Raw genomic sequence first — 16433 nt, 5'->3', positions numbered from 1 at the left:
ATGCTGGCTGGCCCACCGCATTCGCGAGCAAGCCCGCTCCCACATGTTGATTGGGTTCTGCCCCGGAAGATTCATCGTCCTGTCATCCCCGTGCCGCTAAACCGTCATTGCCCGAGCCCATCCTGAACTCCCCTTACTCGCATTGGGAGACTCGAAATGGCTCGGCAATACGAAGAAAGCAACAGCGCTGTCAAAACCCGCCGCCAACAGGAAGACCAGCGCCGCATGGCCTTCCGCCGCGCAATTGAAGACCGCTGCGATCAGCGCCAATTGCAACAGAGCATCAGTGACTATCCGGAGCTCCACTGGCAGGCGCCCGCAGCTGCCCAGCGAAGCGCTCAGCCAGCGCGCTGATCTGTAGCCGCTCGCTGCGGATAAAGCCCAGGAAGGCATGGGCCACCGGTGACAGGCGCTTGGCCTTGGCCTGCACCAGGCACCAACTGCGGTACAGCGGCAGTTCTTCCACCGGCAGCTCCTTGAGCCCGCCGGTGGCCAGTTCCAGGTTGACCGCGTGGCGTGTCAGCAGCGCCACGCCCAACCCGGCGGTCACGCACTCCCGCTGTGCCTCGGCGGAAGACACCTCCACTGTCTGGGTGAAGTGCACGCGCTTCTCTTTGAAGTACTCCTCGCACGCCATCCGCGTCCCGGACCCTGGCTCGCGCAACAGCAGCGTGTAAGGCTCAAGGTCCTGCAAGCGCAGCGGCCCTTGATGGCTCAGCGGATGATCGTGGGGTGCCACCGCGACAATCGGGTTGTTCAGGAACGGCAGGAATTCCAGGCCCATGTCCTGGGGCACCATGGACATGATCACCAGGTCGTCACGGTTGTCCGACAGCCTGCGAATCACTTGGGCGCGGTTGACCACCGTCAGGTGCAGGTTGACCTCAGGGTGCTGGCGCTTGAAGGCGGCAAACAGGTGCGGCACGAAGTACTTGGCGCTGGATTCCACCGCCAGTTTCAGCTGGCCTTGCAACGAGCCCTGCATGTCCGAAAGCTGCATGTCGAGGTTTTCCAGGCGGCCGAAGATGTCCCGGCTGGCCCGTTGCAACGCTTCGGCTGCTTCAGTCATATAGAGCTTTTTGCCGACGTAATCGAATAACGGCTGGCCCAGCAGCTCTTCCAGCTGCTTGATTTGTAGGCTAACGGCCGGCTGCGTGAGAGACATTTCCTCGGCCGCACGGCTGTAGGAGCGCAAATCACAGACCTCATTGAAAATCTGCAACTGACGCAATGTCATACGCATCAATGACTTACGCATTACTCAAGCCTCCCCGCCAACCCCTGATGCACTGACTATAAGTCTTTGCTTATACACAACCCAATTATTATTGATTTTTGTTAATCCCTGCAGGGGCATAGTGTGTGTCTCGCGACTGGCTTGAAACATTTGGTCACGCGCCGACCCGGCTCCAGTGGGTCGAAGTAGCTAGCAATCGGCTCAAGGGAATTTCCAAGTGATAAAAAAGATCCTGATCGCCAACCGTGGTGAGATTGCCGTACGTATCGTGCGTGCTTGCGCCGAGATGGGTATTCGTTCGGTCGCGGTCTATTCCGATGCCGATCGCCATGCCCTGCATGTAAAGCGCGCAGACGAAGCCCACAGCATCGGTGCCGAGCCACTGGCCGGTTACCTGAACCCGCGCAAGCTGGTGAACCTGGCGGTGGAAACCGGTTGCGACGCGCTGCACCCCGGCTACGGCTTCCTCTCGGAAAATGCCGAGCTGGCAGATATTTGCGCCGAACGCGGGATCAAATTCATCGGCCCATCGGCCGAAGTGATTCGCCGCATGGGCGACAAGACCGAAGCCCGCCGCAGCATGATCAAGGCCGGTGTGCCGGTCACCCCGGGCACCGAAGGCAACGTTGCCGACATCGCCGAAGCCCTCACCGAAGGCGACCGTATCGGTTACCCGGTGATGCTCAAGGCCACTTCCGGCGGTGGCGGTCGCGGCATTCGTCGCTGCAACAGCCGTGAAGAACTCGAACAAGCCTTCCCTCGCGTGATTTCCGAAGCCACCAAGGCGTTCGGTTCGGCGGAAGTGTTCCTGGAAAAATGCATCGTCAATCCCAAGCACATCGAGGCGCAGATCCTCGGTGACAGCTTCGGCAACGTGGTGCATCTGTTCGAGCGCGATTGCTCGATCCAGCGCCGTAACCAGAAGCTGATCGAAATCGCCCCGAGCCCCCAGCTGACCCCTGAACAGCGCGCCTACATCGGCGACCTGTCGGTGCGTGCCGCCAAGGCCGTGGGCTACGAGAACGCCGGTACCGTGGAGTTCCTGCTCGCCGAGGGCGAGGTGTACTTCATGGAGATGAACACCCGGGTGCAGGTGGAACACACCATCACCGAAGAGATCACCGGCATCGACATCGTGCGTGAGCAGATCCGCATTGCGTCGGGCCTGCCGCTGTCGGTCAAGCAGGAAGACATTCAGCACCGGGGTTTCGCGTTGCAGTTCCGCATCAACGCCGAAGACCCGAAGAACAACTTCCTGCCAAGCTTCGGCAAGATCACCCGTTATTACGCGCCCGGCGGCCCCGGCGTGCGTACCGACACGGCGATCTATACCGGCTACACCATCCCGCCGTTCTACGACTCCATGTGCCTGAAGCTGGTGGTGTGGGCGTTGACCTGGGAAGAAGCCATGGACCGCGGCCTGCGCGCCCTGGACGACATGCGCCTGCAAGGCGTGAAGACCACCGCCGCCTATTACCAGGAAATCCTGCGCAACCCGGAATTCCGCAGCGGCCAGTTCAACACCAGTTTCGTGGAAAGCCACCCTGAGCTGACCAACTACTCGATCAAGCGCAAACCCGAAGAGCTGGCCCTGGCCATCGCCGCCGCCATCGCCGCCCACGCAGGCCTGTGAGGAATACAACAATGTCCAAGAAAATCTTTGTCACCGACACCATCCTGCGCGACGCTCACCAATCGTTGCTGGCGACCCGCATGCGCACCGACGACATGCTGCCGATCTGCGACAAGCTCGACAAAGTCGGCTACTGGTCCCTGGAAGTCTGGGGCGGCGCGACCTTCGACGCCTGCGTACGCTTCCTGAAAGAAGACCCGTGGGAGCGCCTGCGCAAACTGCGTGCGGCATTGCCCAACACGCGCCTGCAAATGCTCTTGCGTGGCCAGAACCTGTTGGGCTACCGCCACTACAGCGACGACGTGGTCAAAGCCTTCGTCGCTAAAGCTGCCGTCAACGGTATCGACGTGTTCCGCATCTTTGACGCGATGAACGACGTGCGTAACCTGCGGGTGGCCATCGAAGCGGTGAAAGCGGCGGGCAAACATGCCCAGGGCACCATCGCCTACACCACCAGCCCGGTGCACACCGTCGAGGCATTCGTGGCCCAGGCCAAGCAGTTGGAATCCATGGGTTGCGACTCGATCGCGATCAAGGACATGGCCGGCCTGCTGACGCCGTACGCCACCGGCGAACTGGTCAAGGCGCTGAAAGCCGAGCAAAGCCTGCCGATCTTCATCCACTCCCACGACACCGCCGGCCTGGCCGCGATGTGCCAACTCAAGGCTATCGAAAACGGCGCCGACCATATCGACACCGCCATCTCCAGCTTCGCCTGGGGCACCAGCCACCCGGGCACCGAGTCGATGGTCGCCGCCCTCAAAGGCAGCGAATTCGACACCGGCCTGAGCCTGGAACTGCTGCAGGAAATCGGCCTGTACTTCTACGCCGTGCGCAAGAAGTACCACCAGTTCGAAAGCGAATTCACCGCCGTCGACACCCGTGTGCAAGTCAACCAGGTACCGGGCGGGATGATTTCCAACCTGGCCAACCAGTTGAAAGAGCAGGGCGCGCTGAACCGCATGAGCGAAGTGCTGGCCGAAATCCCGCGCGTTCGTGAAGACCTCGGCTTCCCGCCGCTGGTTACCCCGACTTCGCAGATCGTCGGCACTCAGGCGTTCTTCAACGTGCTGGCCGGCGAGCGCTACAAGACCATCACCAACGAAGTGAAGCTGTACCTGCAAGGCGGCTACGGCAAAGCGCCGGGTACCGTGAATGAAAAATTGCGGCGCCAGGCCATCGGCAGCGAAGAGGTGATCGACGTCCGTCCGGCCGATCTGCTCAAGCCGGAAATGACCAAGCTGCGCGGCGAAATCGGCGCGTTGGCCAAGTCCGAAGAAGACGTGCTGACCTACGCCATGTTCCCGGACATCGGGCGCAAGTTCCTCGAAGAGCGTGATGCCGGCACCTTGAGCCCTGAAGTGCTGTTGCCGATTCCTGAAGCCGGCGGCGTGGCCCGTGCCGGTGGTGAAGGCGTGCCGACCGAGTTCGTGATCGACGTGCACGGCGAAAGCTACCGCGTGGACATCACCGGTGTCGGCGTCAAGGCCGAAGGCAAGCGCCACTTCTATCTGTCTATCGACGGCATGCCCGAAGAAGTGGTGTTCGAACCGCTCAACGAATTCGTCAGCAGCGGCGGCAGCAAGCGCAAGCACGCCACCGCGCCGGGCCATGTCAGCACGGCAATGCCGGGCAACATCGTCGACGTGCTGGTCAAGGAAGGCGATGTGGTGAAAGCCGGCCAGGCCGTGTTGATCACTGAAGCGATGAAGATGGAGACCGAAGTACAGGCGGCTATCGCCGGCAAGGTCACCGCCGTTCACGTGGCCAAGGGCGACCGGGTCAACCCGGGTGAAATCCTGATTGAAATCGAAGGCTGATCAACAGCCTTCGAGACTACCGCTTAAACCTCGGGGGGGCATGTGCCCCCTTTTTTTTCGCCTGGAATTTGCCTTCAGGCCGCCACGGCTTCCTTGGGTTTGAACGCCACAAAAGCCCCGGTTGGGGTGTAGATCAGCTCGGGGGTGTAGGCCTTCAGGTTGCTGGTGACCGTGCCGAACTGGCCGTCAACCTGCTGGGCGTCAACCACCCGTAGCTGGCGCCCCAGAAGCTGGTCATTCTCGGCCGTGACGTCGATGTTCAGCGTGGCGTTGTTCAAGACGGCGCGGTTCTCGACTTTCAACGTGCTGTGGGCTTCATCCGTGCCGACCTTGAAGGCCAGTGTGGAACCCTGCTCAAGGTGCAAGGTGTCCTTGACCCTGGTCTGCGACTTCGTGGCCGGGTCGAGCAGCAGGGTGCCCGCGACGTTCAGGCTACCAACGGAGCCTCCGGTGTAAGTACCACCCGGGCGGATGTGCATCTCCCCGCCGATCTGGCTTTTATTGATCAGGGTTGCGTTGGCGTAGACCTCGCCCTTCTGGTTGGCGGGCACAGGGCCGGTCAAGGTCCAGGCGCCGCTGCCCACCCACAGGTGTTGCATCTGGCTGGCGCCGTCAAAGGTGCCACCCTTGGCGCTGTCCAGCAGCAACTGGTTGGTGCCGCTGCCTCCGTCGACTGCGCCGTCGAAACCGCTGCTGCTGCGCGCAATCAACAGGTCATCGCCGCCGCCCATGTCCAGGGCCATGCCGTTGCTGCCTTTGATCATGCCGGCGTTCACCACCTCGTCCGCCTGGTTGCCCGCGAGTTTTACCCCGGTGCCCTTTTTGTTTTCAATAAGGCCCTGGTTTTCCAGCCAGACGGGGTGCTGTCCGGCGCTTGAAAGGCCCTGGGTCGTGGCGGTAGGCGAGTTGTTGATTTCGATGCCTCGCAGTGAAGTGCGGGGGCCGGTTTTGGCGTAAGGGGAAATCAGCTGGCTGACATTATCGATGTCCAGTCCTGCACCATTGTTGAGGGTTACGGAGATGGAGGTGAAGTTTCCACCGACGGGGGCGGCTGAAGGTGGACGAGGTGCGACGGCCTCGGCGAGTGACCGAGTGCCGTAGGCCAGCAGGGAGCCTAGGGAAGGAAGGTACGGGATTGTCGACGACATAATGTTCCGGCCTCTTGGGTGAAAGAGACCGGAATGTAGCGAGGAACCCAGGGCGCCGACTGTCAGTGCAGGGGGCCGATGCTTGCGGGATTGTTCCTCAATTCACCGAGGTTAGAACGCCATCTGCCAATTGCCCATCAGTCCTTGTTGATGGCTGTTGTTGCCGGTCTCAACGTTGTAAGTCAGGCCCACCGTCTGGTACTCCGAGAGGGCCAGATCCAGGCCCGCCCGTATTGCCAGGCTGTCACGGTCAAGGGATGTACCCTGGGTGGTGAAATTGCCATTGAGGTCCATCTTGCTGATCCGGCGAGAGGATTGGCGAACCTGGCTGCCGACATCGCCGTAGAGGTGTTTCCAGCTGGAGCTCAGGTGTGGAGTCAGGCTCATCTGGTTATCCAGCGTATGCAGGCTGGCCAGGCGAATGCCGAAGGTGCTGCTGAGGTTCTCCTGGGTTTGTGCGCCGACGTTGAGGGCCGCATTGCCGCCTTTTTCCTTGAAGCTGTCGCGGTGGTAGCGTTGATAACCGATGCCGGCGAATGGTTCGACGCTGAAGGTACCTTGGCCTACCTGATAGCCCACTTCGCCGAACGCTGTCTGGCTCTGGGCGTTGTACTTGCCCTTGAGCTGATTTTTTTCGCCAAAGACATCGACGTTGCGTTTGTTATTGCCGTCGTGGTTGCTGTAGATCGCACCCAGGCGCAGTGCCAGCGGCCCGTCCTGGCGCACGGCATAGGCGCCCAGGTGCCAGCTGTCCAGCGCGGCGTCGAAGCGCTTGGCGTCGAAGTCGCTGGAGGTTTTACCGCCCATCAGACCTGCGCGCCACGCTGGGTCGACAGCCCAATCGACACCCATCAGCAGGCCTTGAGTGCCTAGTTTCAGGCCGGCGCTGCCACCCTGGCTGTCGAGACGACCGGAGGCGCCCAGACCCTGAAGCCAGAGGCGGCCGTTATCGTCGCCTACCGAGTCGGTGGGGATGGCGCGCATGGCTGAAAGCAGGTGGGCGGTTATTTGCTCGGTACCGTTCTGGGTGGCGGCGGCCAGGTTGGCGTTTTGACTGCCTGCCAGTTGTTCCAGGGCCTCACTGGCAGCGTTCGGGTTCCGGAGGAGTTCGTCCTGGAGGTCAAACAGAGCCCTCCTGTGTTCAGGCGACATGTTCCTGTTTTCCATCGCTGACTGGATGGCGCCATCCAGTACTTTGCCGACCTGGCGACCATTGGCGGTGGTTGCATGGTTAGCGAAGGAAGCGTCAGGGGGGGCTGGGTGCTGATAGCCGAGGCCAAGGTCATCCTGCGCACAGGCGTGTTGGATGCTGGAGGCGCCGAGGGCGAGCGCAATGGCGAAGATGAGTCGTTGTTTGGTAAGTGGCATGAAATCCCAACCTATGAATGTGAGGCCGGGAATTTAGCGAGGTAGGGGGGCGACCACTGTCAGGCCGCGCCCCTCGTGCTTGCGGGGAATGTCTCTAGTGAACTGCGATTAAAAACTCATCTGCCATTGCCCGATCACCCCGTGATTGCGGCTGTTACTGCCTATTTCGCCGCTGTAGCCCACACCCAGCGTGTGGCGGGCCGACAGGCCAACATCCAGCCCGGCTTCCAGCATCAGGCTGTCACGGTCCAGTGCGCTGCCTTCGACGTTAAACGCGGTGCCGCCCATCAGGAAGGCCTGGCGAGTGCTGCTGTCGACATCGCCGTAGGTGTGTTTCCAGCCGGCGCTGACCCGTGGCGTGAGGCTGATGCCATTGTCGAGCTGGCTCAGGTGCGCCAGGCGCAGGCCAAACGTGCTGCTGAAATTGTCCTGGGTTTGCCCCTCGACACGCAGGGCGGCGGCGCCTTTTTCGTTGTAGCTGTCGCGGTGATAGCGCTGGTAGCCGAGGTTGGCGAACGGCTCGGCGCTCAGACGCCCGCTGCCCATGGCATAACCCAGTTCGGCGAAGGCTTGTTGGCTGTTGGCGTCGTAGTCACCTTTGGGGCGATCGCTGAAACCGTCGAAGGCCACGGTGCGTTTGCTCTCGCCCTGATGCCCACTGTAGGCAGCACCAAGGCGCAAGGCCAGCGGTCCACTCTGGCGCATGGCGTAGACGCCGGCGTGCCAGCTGTCGACGCTGCCATCGACGCCAGTGGTGTCCAGGTCGGTCTTCGAGTAACCGCCCAGTACGCCCACGCGCCAGTCCGAATCGAGTGCCCAGTCGGCACCCAGCACACTGCCTTTGGTGCGCTGGGTCAGGCCATTGCTGCCGTGGTCGCCGTCGAGCTTGCCGTAGCTGCCGATGCCTTGCAGCCACAGGCGGCCCCGGGCATTGGGGTCGTTGAGGTTGCGGGCTTCGGCGGGTACGCCAGTGGCGGCCAGTACGGGGGTGTCTTTCTGATCAAGGCCCACCAGCAATCCGGCACCGCCGCCCAGTTGATGCATGGCGCTCAGCATGCTGTTGCCGACCTGGGCGCTGGCGCCGAGGGTGGCGCTGGTCAGGTTGGCAGTGCTGCTGCCCGCCAGTTGCTCGATGGCGGCGCCGGCGCTGTTGTTGGTGGTGTTGAGCAGGGCGTTATACAGCGGGTTATTGTTGCCCAGGCTCGCCAGGGCGTTGGCGGCGCTGGCGCCGTTGCCAGTGTTGGCGAACTGATTGAAGGCCACGTCGTTGCGGGTATAGGTCAGGCCAACCTGGGTAGGGCTGTAATCCAGGGTGGGGGTGAGGAAGGCATAGTCGCTGGTGACCTTGTCGAATGTGCCATTGATGCTGCCGGCCTGCAGCACCGTGTAATGGCTTTGCCACGGGTAGGTGCCGGTGCCGGGATTGACCGCCAGGGTTGCGCCATTCAGGTAGGCCGTGCCACCGACCTGGACCGGTGCGCTGCTGCCGTCGGCATTCACGCCATAGGCCAGGGTCGAGCCGCTGGTCATGGTCAGGTCGCGAGTAATGCTGGCGGTGCCAAGTGCAGTGTTGGTCTGCAACGTGCCTTTGACCAACAGGCTGCCGACGCTGCCGCCACCGGCATAAATACCGCCTTCATCGACAGTCACGTTGCCGGCGATCCCACCCTGGTTGATCAGCTTGGCGCCGCTGAAAATCTCGCCGCCATCGCTGAAGTCACCGCTGCCGGTGAGGGTCCAGGTGCCTTGCTTTACGTCCAGCCATTCGAAGTTGCGGCTGTTGCCGAAACTGCCGCCGGCGACGTCGTCCATGATCACGCGATCATATCCCGTGCCGCCATCCACCACGCCGACAAAACGGCTGCCGCCGAGCAGGGTCAGCTTGTCATCGCCGCCGCCCAAATCCAGGGCCAGGCCGTTGCTGCCGCTGATCAAGCCAGCGTTGACCACCGTGTCGGCAAACTCGCCGACGAACTTCACGCCGAAGCCGCCCAGGCCCTGGATGGTGCCGTGGTTGATCAAGGTCGTGGCTGCCAGTCCCGGGCCGTCGCTGCCGTCGTCCACCAGCACCGCGTTATTGGCGCCGCTCACCAGCGCGCCGACACCGTTGAACACATAACCGCCGCCAAGGGCGATGCCTTCGCTGCCGTTGGCAAAGCCGTTCTTGTCGACGCCACCGGCGCCCACGCCCTGGATGACTCCGTAGTTTTCGATGTGGGCAATCTTGTCGATGTCCACGCCGTCGCCGTCGCCATCCGGCTGCAATCCGGAGAATGCGCCAGTGATGGTGCCGTGGTTGATCACCGTGCCGTCGCCGTCGGAGCCAAAGCCCGAGCCGTTGCGGCCGATCACCGTGCCGTAGTTGGTCAGCGTGGCGCCCAGGTCGGTAGTGATGCCGTGGCGCCCGCCGGAGATGAGGCCGTAGTTCGTGACGGTCACGCCGGTGGCGGAGTCGATGTCGACGCCGTCGAATTTGTCATCGCGCGAGTGAGTGTCGCCGGTGGAAATCTCGCCATAGTTGGTGATGCTGGCGTTGCCGCCGGTCTTCATGCCGTCGCTGGCGTCACCGCGAATCAGCCCGCCCTGGCGGTTGATGATAGTGGTGGTGACGTTGGAGCTGCGGATCGCATCCAGGTCCAGGCCTTGGCCGGTGGTGGAGCGAATGGTACCGCTGTTGTCGATCAACAGGCTGCCGCTGGCGAAATTGCTATCGATACGCAGCGCGTCGTTTGGCGCCCTGGATCACCCCGCCGGCTCGGTTGTAGATGCTGTAGTTGCGCGTACCGGTGAGGCTGCCGCTGCTGTCGATGGCCCGGCCACCCGTGGAGGTAATGCTGCCGGAGTTGTCGATCACCACGCCATTACCGGTGGTGCCGTCCTTCAAGGTCACCGCGACTTTGGAAGTCGTGATGCTGCCCGGTGCCGAAATCGTCAACGAGTCGCTACCGCCCAGGGTTTGCCCGGTGGTGGTGGGCGTGTCGATCTGCAGCGTCTTGGTTGGCGCGGGCGCCGCATCGACAAAACCGCTGCTGACCAGCAGGCCGAGAGTGAGCGCAAGGCGCTGGGGCGAAGGGGGCATGGCGGGCGACCTTGTTTTTGGAAAAGAGTCGACCTGTATAGCGGAGGTTTTTTACAGAATGATGGCGGGGAGGTGACGGGGATTGAAATGAGCCTGACGGTTGAAGAACGAACCCGGTTGATCGAAAGCATTCAGGATGCATTGGCCGAGGGAACGCTGGAAATAGCCGAGGCAGTACGCCGGCTGCGAACGGAAGTCACTGGGCTGCATCAGAGCCAGTTTGCCAATATGTGCAAAATCTCCGTACGCACGCTGGTGCATATCGAACATGGCGAGGGCAATCAGACGCTGAAGTCGTTGAACGCAGTGTTCAGGCCGTTTGGGTTGAAGATGGGAGTGGTGAAGGTTCGCAGAAGCTTGTAGGAAAAGGCGATGCCGTGGTGTTTGATCGTGAGCAAGTACTTCAAGGTATAGATGCTCGCCTATTCGCCTCGGCTGAGCACAAGGCCCGGATACGCTGAAGATACAATGTGGGAGCCGGGCTTGCCCGCGATGACGGTGGGTCAGTTAATACATTTGTGACTGATACACCGCTTTCGCGAGCAAGCCCGCTCCCACATTTGTCAGGGGGTGGCAGGGTGGATTAGGTACGGCATTCCACCAGCGTTTTCAACTGTCCCGAACCGGTCTGGTTGGCATCTGACAGCCACCGCTCAAACCCCGCCCCAATCGCCGGCCATTCCCCATCCAGGATCGAATACCACGCCGTATCCCGGTTGCGGCCCTTGACCACGGTGTGCTGGCGAAACACCCCTTCAAAACTGAATCCCAACCGCTCGGCCGCATTTTTGGAGCGGGCGTTGGCGTTGTTGCACTTCCATTCCAGGCGACGATTGCCCAGCTCAAACGAGTGCTTGGCCAGCAGGTACACCGCCTCGGTGCTTTTCGGTGAGCGCTGCATCGGTGCGCCGAAGGTCACGTGGCCGATTTCGATGCGGCCTTGCTCGGGCACGATGGACATCAGGCTGAGGATGCCTTGTACGTCGCCGCTGGCTTTGTCGATCACGCTGAAGAAGTACGGGTCGCTGTGGGACGCATGGTTGTTCAGCCAGGCGTCGAAGGCGGCGCGCTCGGGGAACGGGCCGTAAGGCAAATAATCCCATAACGTCGGATCCGCGCCGGGGCCTTGCAGGGCGTTGAACAGGTCATCGCCATGGCGGGCCGGGTCGAGTTTTTCCAGGCGGATGAAGCGCCCTTCGATAAGGGTGACGGTAGGCGCCGGGACACCTTTCCAGTCGGCCAATGATGTCGTCATGCTGTGCTTCTCCTTAAAGACCTTTGCGAAACTGGATAAAGCCGGGGCGTTCGGCGATGCGTTCGTACAGCTGGATGGCGGTGGCGTTGGTCTCGTGGGTCAGCCAGTGGACCTTGCAGCAGCCGTCGGCCTTGGCGGTGGCGTAGACGAACTCGATCAGTTTGCGGCCGACGCCGGTGCCACGTTGGGCCGGGTCTACCAGCAAATCCTGCAGGTAGCAGGAGTTTTCGATGCTCCAGTTGGACCGGTGGTAGATGAAGTTGACCATGCCTACGGCCTTGCCGTCCTGCCAGGCCAGGGCCGAATGGGTCGGCTCATGGGCGTCGATCAGGCGTTGCCAGGTGTTCTGGCTGACGGCGTCCGGCAACTCGGTGTTGTAGAAGCGCAGGTAGGCTTGCCACAGGGGCAGCCACGCGGCGTGGTCGGCGGCGCTGACCTGGCGGATTTCGATCTGGCTCATGTTGGCTCCTTGGGAATAAAGCGGGCGAGGGTCTGGTCGCGCACGTCGGTGCTGGCCGCGAGGCCCTCACGAACGCCGGCGATGTCCGCCGGGCTGCGGTTCTGGCTGAGTTTTCGTTTGCCTTCCAGGCGTTGGATCGGCAGGGCAAAGCCGACGATGGCCTTGAGCATGCCGTCGATGTAGTCGGCCGGGGCGTCGCTGACGTTCCAGGGCTGGGCGCGCTTGCCTTCATGGCGGTCGGTGAGGGCGCTGACCAGCTCGAGCAGGCGCTCGGCATCGGTGAACACTTCGCCGGTGCCATAGGCGTGTACCGCGATGTAATTCCAGGTCGGCACCACTTTGCCGTGTTCGGCTTTGGCCGGGTAGAACGACGGGCTGACGTAGGCCTCGGCACCGGCAAAAATCACCAGGGCCTCGCCGCCATTTTGCAGCGCCTGCCATTGGCTGTTGGCCTTGGCCATGTGTCCGTAGAGGGTGCCGTTTGGCCCTTCATCGGGGTTGAGCAGCAACGGCAGGTGGCTGGCTTGCAGGCCTTGTTCACCAAAGGTCACCAGTTGCGCTAAGCGCGTGTGCTGGATCAGTTGCTGGATTTCAGGCAAGTCATCGAGGGCAAAGGCGCGTGGTGTGTACATGAAGATTTTCCTTGGCGAATGCCTGCATCCTAGGCAGGCTAATGGTTCGTTGTAAGAGCCATCTCCAGTCAATTTCATAGGTCCAATTCCATGCCTGCGTTAGAACCACCGCTCTCGTTCAATCCGGCAGGTATCGAGTTGGACCGCCGCCAGGGCCTCACGCGCCAGCTCTATCAAGCCCTGCGCCAGCGGGTATTGGATGGACGTTTGGTCAGCGGCACCCGGCTCCCGGCCAGCCGCGACCTGGCGGCCGCGCTGTCGATCTCTCGCAACAGCGTGGTCCGCGCCTACGACCAGCTGTATGCCGAAGGATTTATCGAAGGCCGCGTGGGTGATGGCACCTACGTGGCGCAATTGCCACAGACACCGACGCCCGCAAAAAAACTATCCACAAAAGTGTCCACAGGGTTATCAATAGGCTTATCCCCAGGGTTATCCACAAAACGGTCGGAATTGCCTGGGGTTTCATCCAGTCAAGTTATCCACAGTGGCGCGTTGACGCGGGTAGAAAACAATCATTTGGCACTTCCACCCAGCGGTCCGCCGAGGGCTTTCAGGGTGGGCGTACCGGCGTTTGATCTGTTCCCCTTTGACGTGTGGGCCAAGCTGACTGCGGCTTTCTGGCGCAAGCCGGACTTGCAGCAACTGTGTTATGGCGACCCGGCGGGCGACGCGCGCCTGCGTGGATTGATTGCTGCCTATTTGCGCAGCTCTCGCGGCATGCAGTGCACGGCTGAGCAAATAGTGATCACCAGTGGCGCGCAGCAGGCAATCAGCCTTTGTGCACAGTTGCTGGTGGAGCCCGGCGATGCAGTTGCCATCGAAAATCCGGGGTATCGGGCGGCGGGCCATGCGTTCGCGGTGGCGGGTGGCCAATTGCATGGCGTGACGGTGGACAGCGAGGGCATCGACTGCGCCGCGTTGAACGGCCTCGGCAGTTGCCGCCTGGCCTACGTCACCCCGTCGCATCAATACCCCACCGGCGTGGTGATGAGCCTGGCCCGACGCCTGGAACTGCTGGCCTGGGCCGAGCGTACGGGCGGCTGGATCGTCGAGGACGACTACGACGGTGAGTACCGCTACAGCGGCGCGCCCCTGGCTCCGCTGGCGGCCCTGGATCGGACTGGCCGGGTGCTGTATGTCGGGACCTTCGGCAAGGTGGCCTTTCCGGCGCTGCGCCTGGGCTACCTGGTGTTGCCGGTCGGCCTGGTCCAGGCCTTTGCCCGTCGCCGTGCGGTGGACGTGCGCCACTCGGAAGTCAGCACTCAGGCGGTGATGGCGGAGTTCATGGCGACCGGGCACTTCCAACGCCATGTACGCCGTATGCGCCGCGCCGCGCAGAGCCGGCTCAACGCGCTGGTGGCGGAATGGCCCGCCGGTATCGACGGCGTTGGCCGCCTCCCGTCAGTGGCGGCCGGGCTGCACTTGACCGTGCGGGTCGACAGCCTGGCGCGGGAACAGGCGCTGATCCAACAGGCGGCGGCAGTGGGTGTGGAGGTCAATGGCCTGAGCAGCTATTGGCTGCCGGACTCACTCACGCCGCTGGATCAGCGTGCCGGAATGGTGTTGGGGTTTGCTGCCGTGCCCGAGGCGCAGATCAGTCAGGCGTTGAAGCGCTTGGGCCAGGTTTGGCGCGCGCCGGTTACGCGCTGAGGCGCAACCGGCGGCAACCGATCAGGTGCCGGACTTGATCTTGGTCCAGGCGCGGGTCCTGGCTCGTTCGGCGTCACGTCCCAGGGGCTTGAGGGTATACAGCGTGGCCATGGCCGCCTCGGTCGGGTACAGGTTGGGGTTGTTGCGAATCGCCGGATCCACCAACCCGGTGGCGTCCTTGTTGGGGTTGGGGTAGCCGACAAAATCGCTGATCGGCGCGATCACGCCCGGTTGCAGCAAGTAGTTGATAAAGGCGTAGGCGTCTTCCGGGTCCTTGGCACCTTTGGGGATGGCAAGCATGTCGAACCAGATCGGTGCACCTTCTTTCGGCAGGCGCATGTCCACGATCACGCCGTTCTTGGCTTCCTTGGCACGGTTGGCGGCCTGGGAGAAGCTGCCGGAATAGCCCACCGCCACGCAGATGTCACCGTTGGCAATGTCGGCCATGTACTTGGACGAGTGGAAATAGGTGATGTACGGGCGGATCTTCATCAGCAGCGCTTCGGCTTTGACATAGTCCGCCGGGTTGCTGCTGTTGGGGTCCAGGCCCAGGTGCTGCAAGGCCAGCGGCAGGATCTCCGACGGCGAATCCAGCAGCGCCACGCCGCATTGTTTTAGCTTGCTGATGTTCTCGACGTTGAAGATCAGGTCCCAGCTGTCCACGGGGGCGTTGGCCCCCAGCGCGGCCTTGACCTTGTCCGGGTTGAAGCCGATCAGGATGGTGCCGTACATGTAGGGCACGGCGAATTTATTGCCGGGGTCGTTGGCCTCGATCAGCTTCATCAACTTGGGATCGAGGTGGTTCCAGTTGGGCAGTTTGCTGCGGTCCAGCGGCTGGAACACCGAGGCTTCGATCTGCTTGGCCAGGAACACGTTGGACGGCACCACCACGTCATAGCCGGAGTTGCCGGTCAGCAGCTTGGCCTCCAGGGCTTCGTTGGTGTCGAAGATGTCGTAGACCAGCTTGACGCTGGGGTTCTGCGCCTTGAAATCTTCCAGGGCCTTGGGGGTGATGTAGTCGAACCAATTGTAGACCCGCAGGGTTCTTTCTTCGGCGTGCGCGGCCCCGCTCAGCACGGCGGCGCAGAGGACGAGATGCTTGAGCATGTTCATTGGGCGAATCCCTCAAAACCTTCGAGAACGTTGACGGCATTGATGCCGATTTCTTCCACGGCATAGCCGCCTTCCATCACAAACAGCGTCGGTTTGCCGAGGCGGGCGATTCGCGCACCCATCGCCAGGTAGTCGGGGCTGTCGAGCTTGAACTGGGAGATCGGGTCGTCCTTGAAGGTGTCCACGCCCAGCGAGACCACGATGATGTCGGCGCCATAGCGTTCAATCTCCTCACACGCCTGCTCCAGGGCGGCGCTCCAGCGGTCCCAGCCAGAGCCGGCGGGCAAGGGATAGTTGAAGTTGAAACCTTCACCGGCGCCTTCGCCCGACTCGTCGGCATAGCCCAGGAAGAACGGAAATTCCGCCTCCGGATGGCCGTGGATCGAGGTGAACAGCACATCGCTGCGCTCGTAGAAAATCGACTGGGTACCGTTGCCGTGGTGGTAGTCCACGTCGAGGATGGCGACCTTCATGTGGCCTTGGTCGAGAAATGCCTGGGCTGCGATGGCCGCGTTGTTGAGGTAGCAATATCCGCCCATCAAGTCGCTGGCGGCGTGGTGCCCGGGCGGACGGCACAGGGCGAAGGCACTGCGGGCGCCTTGCTGGATCGCCTGTTGCGCCGTCAGCGCGACTTGCGCTGCGCTGTAGGCCGCTTGCCAGGTGCCGGCGGTGATCGGCGCGCCGCCGTCGAAGCTGTAATAGCCGAGCTGGCCGTGCAGGCTGGTGGGGATGACCCGGCGCAAGGTGCGGGCGGGCCAGGTGTAGGGCAGCAAGTCTCCATCCTGGCCGAACGCGGTCCAGCGCTCCCAGGCGCCTTTAAAGAAGTCCAGATAGGCGGGGCTGTGAATACGTTGCAGCGGCGCCAGGCCAAAATCGTTGGGCGCTTGTACCGGTCCCAGTTCGCGGTCTCTGACGCGTTGCAGCACGTGGTCGGCGCGGGAGGGCATTTCAAAACAGGGCATCAGTTGCCCGTCCATCAACTCGCACCGGCCATGGTGCAGGTGGTGATCGTCCGAGTAGATCGTCAGCATATTG

Annotated in this window: 13 protein-coding genes and 1 pseudogene; 5 read left to right on the top strand and 9 right to left on the bottom strand. The window is 62.2% G+C overall.

The window, feature by feature from the left end; translation table 11 throughout:
• The first annotated feature begins 156 nt into the window (after nucleotides 1–156).
• On the top strand, nucleotides 157–354 hold the full coding sequence (locus NVB75_RS19690; RefSeq protein ID WP_081253237.1) for a PA3496 family putative envelope integrity protein: 198 nt from the start codon (nucleotides 157–159) through the stop codon (nucleotides 352–354).
• Here NVB75_RS19690 and NVB75_RS19685 read toward each other — a convergent pair.
• Nucleotides 284–1258 (bottom strand): LysR family transcriptional regulator, encoded by a 975-nt coding sequence (locus NVB75_RS19685; protein WP_226476846.1) that lies wholly within the window; start codon nucleotides 1256–1258, stop codon nucleotides 284–286. The genes NVB75_RS19690 and NVB75_RS19685 overlap by 71 nt on opposite strands.
• Before the next feature lie 196 nt (nucleotides 1259–1454).
• Between NVB75_RS19685 and NVB75_RS19680 the strand changes: the two genes are divergently transcribed.
• Together NVB75_RS19680 and oadA are read left to right on the top strand one after the other, a co-directional pair.
• Nucleotides 1455–2870 carry an acetyl-CoA carboxylase biotin carboxylase subunit gene (locus NVB75_RS19680; RefSeq protein WP_003213442.1) on the top strand — a complete coding sequence of 472 codons (1416 nt, stop codon included), beginning with the start codon at nucleotides 1455–1457 and terminating at the stop codon, nucleotides 2868–2870.
• Between the two features lie 11 nt (nucleotides 2871–2881).
• Entirely contained in the window at nucleotides 2882–4690 is a 1809-nt protein-coding gene (oadA, locus tag NVB75_RS19675; protein ID WP_258342902.1) for a sodium-extruding oxaloacetate decarboxylase subunit alpha, read from the top strand.
• A 74-nt stretch (nucleotides 4691–4764) separates the two neighbouring features.
• Here the strand turns inward: oadA and NVB75_RS19670 are convergent, their stop codons facing one another.
• From NVB75_RS19670 to NVB75_RS19660, 3 genes and pseudogenes are all read right to left on the bottom strand, one after another.
• Nucleotides 4765–5838, bottom strand: coding sequence for a hypothetical protein (locus NVB75_RS19670; RefSeq protein ID WP_258342901.1), 1074 nt, complete (start codon nucleotides 5836–5838; stop codon nucleotides 4765–4767).
• Nucleotides 5839–5949: 111 nt separating this feature from the next.
• Entirely contained in the window at nucleotides 5950–7206 is a 1257-nt protein-coding gene (locus NVB75_RS19665) for an autotransporter domain-containing protein (RefSeq protein WP_258342900.1), read from the bottom strand.
• 108 nt (nucleotides 7207–7314) lie between these two features.
• Nucleotides 7315–10285: pseudogene (locus tag NVB75_RS19660) on the bottom strand (autotransporter domain-containing protein).
• Between the two features lie 87 nt (nucleotides 10286–10372).
• On the opposite strand from NVB75_RS19660, the gene NVB75_RS19655 reads away from it, so the two are divergent.
• Nucleotides 10373–10648 carry a helix-turn-helix transcriptional regulator gene (locus NVB75_RS19655; protein ID WP_258342898.1) on the top strand — a complete coding sequence of 92 codons (276 nt, stop codon included), beginning with the start codon at nucleotides 10373–10375 and terminating at the stop codon, nucleotides 10646–10648.
• Nucleotides 10649–10868: 220 nt separating this feature from the next.
• Here NVB75_RS19655 and NVB75_RS19650 read toward each other — a convergent pair whose 3' ends face one another.
• From NVB75_RS19650 to NVB75_RS19640, 3 genes are read right to left on the bottom strand one after another with little or no spacing between them, the layout of a single operon-like run.
• Nucleotides 10869–11540: a GNAT family N-acetyltransferase gene (locus NVB75_RS19650; RefSeq protein ID WP_063033797.1), complete on the bottom strand. Its 672-nt coding sequence runs from the start codon at nucleotides 11538–11540 to the stop codon at nucleotides 10869–10871.
• Between the two features lie 13 nt (nucleotides 11541–11553).
• The gene (locus NVB75_RS19645; RefSeq protein WP_177048318.1) at nucleotides 11554–12000 is read right to left on the bottom strand and encodes a GNAT family N-acetyltransferase; all 447 of its coding nucleotides are present in this window, start codon (nucleotides 11998–12000) and stop codon (nucleotides 11554–11556) included.
• Nucleotides 11997–12632 (bottom strand): FMN-binding negative transcriptional regulator, encoded by a 636-nt coding sequence (locus NVB75_RS19640; protein WP_258342895.1) that lies wholly within the window; start codon nucleotides 12630–12632, stop codon nucleotides 11997–11999. Before NVB75_RS19640 ends, NVB75_RS19645 begins: the two co-directional genes overlap by 4 nt.
• 90 nt (nucleotides 12633–12722) lie before the next feature.
• On the opposite strand from NVB75_RS19640, the gene NVB75_RS19635 reads away from it, so the two are divergent.
• Nucleotides 12723–14285 (top strand): PLP-dependent aminotransferase family protein, encoded by a 1563-nt coding sequence (locus NVB75_RS19635; RefSeq protein WP_258342893.1) that lies wholly within the window; start codon nucleotides 12723–12725, stop codon nucleotides 14283–14285.
• A gap of 21 nt (nucleotides 14286–14306) precedes the next feature.
• Here the strand turns inward: NVB75_RS19635 and NVB75_RS19630 are convergent, their stop codons facing one another.
• The gene (locus tag NVB75_RS19630) at nucleotides 14307–15398 is read right to left on the bottom strand and encodes a polyamine ABC transporter substrate-binding protein (protein ID WP_258342891.1); all 1092 of its coding nucleotides are present in this window, start codon (nucleotides 15396–15398) and stop codon (nucleotides 14307–14309) included.
• Nucleotides 15395–16429, bottom strand: coding sequence for a histone deacetylase family protein (locus tag NVB75_RS19625; RefSeq protein ID WP_258342890.1), 1035 nt, complete (start codon nucleotides 16427–16429; stop codon nucleotides 15395–15397). Before NVB75_RS19625 ends, NVB75_RS19630 begins: the two co-directional genes overlap by 4 nt.
• Nucleotides 16430–16433: the final 4 nt, after the last annotated feature.

The organism is Pseudomonas sp. CBS (assembly GCF_024734645.1).
Classification (GTDB): domain Bacteria; phylum Pseudomonadota; class Gammaproteobacteria; order Pseudomonadales; family Pseudomonadaceae; genus Aquipseudomonas.
The sequence above is the reverse complement of the archived record's forward strand: the minus strand, read 5'-3'. Positions and strand labels throughout refer to the sequence as shown.

Coding starts and splice junctions, on each gene's coding strand:
- NVB75_RS19630 (WP_258342891.1), bottom strand. CDS start 15,398: ATGAACATGCTCAAGCATCTCGTCCTCTGCGCCGCCGTGCTGAGCGGG.
- NVB75_RS19670 (WP_258342901.1), bottom strand. CDS start 5,838: ATGTCGTCGACAATCCCGTACCTTCCTTCCCTAGGCTCCCTGCTGGCC.
- NVB75_RS19640 (WP_258342895.1), bottom strand. CDS start 12,632: ATGTACACACCACGCGCCTTTGCCCTCGATGACTTGCCTGAAATCCAG.
- NVB75_RS19625 (WP_258342890.1), bottom strand. CDS start 16,429: ATGCTGACGATCTACTCGGACGATCACCACCTGCACCATGGCCGGTGC.
- NVB75_RS19690 (WP_081253237.1), top strand. CDS start 157: ATGGCTCGGCAATACGAAGAAAGCAACAGCGCTGTCAAAACCCGCCGC.
- oadA (WP_258342902.1), top strand. CDS start 2,882: ATGTCCAAGAAAATCTTTGTCACCGACACCATCCTGCGCGACGCTCAC.
- NVB75_RS19650 (WP_063033797.1), bottom strand. CDS start 11,540: ATGACGACATCATTGGCCGACTGGAAAGGTGTCCCGGCGCCTACCGTC.
- NVB75_RS19645 (WP_177048318.1), bottom strand. CDS start 12,000: ATGAGCCAGATCGAAATCCGCCAGGTCAGCGCCGCCGACCACGCCGCG.
- NVB75_RS19665 (WP_258342900.1), bottom strand. CDS start 7,206: ATGCCACTTACCAAACAACGACTCATCTTCGCCATTGCGCTCGCCCTC.
- NVB75_RS19685 (WP_226476846.1), bottom strand. CDS start 1,258: ATGCGTAAGTCATTGATGCGTATGACATTGCGTCAGTTGCAGATTTTC.
- NVB75_RS19635 (WP_258342893.1), top strand. CDS start 12,723: ATGCCTGCGTTAGAACCACCGCTCTCGTTCAATCCGGCAGGTATCGAG.
- NVB75_RS19655 (WP_258342898.1), top strand. CDS start 10,373: ATGAGCCTGACGGTTGAAGAACGAACCCGGTTGATCGAAAGCATTCAG.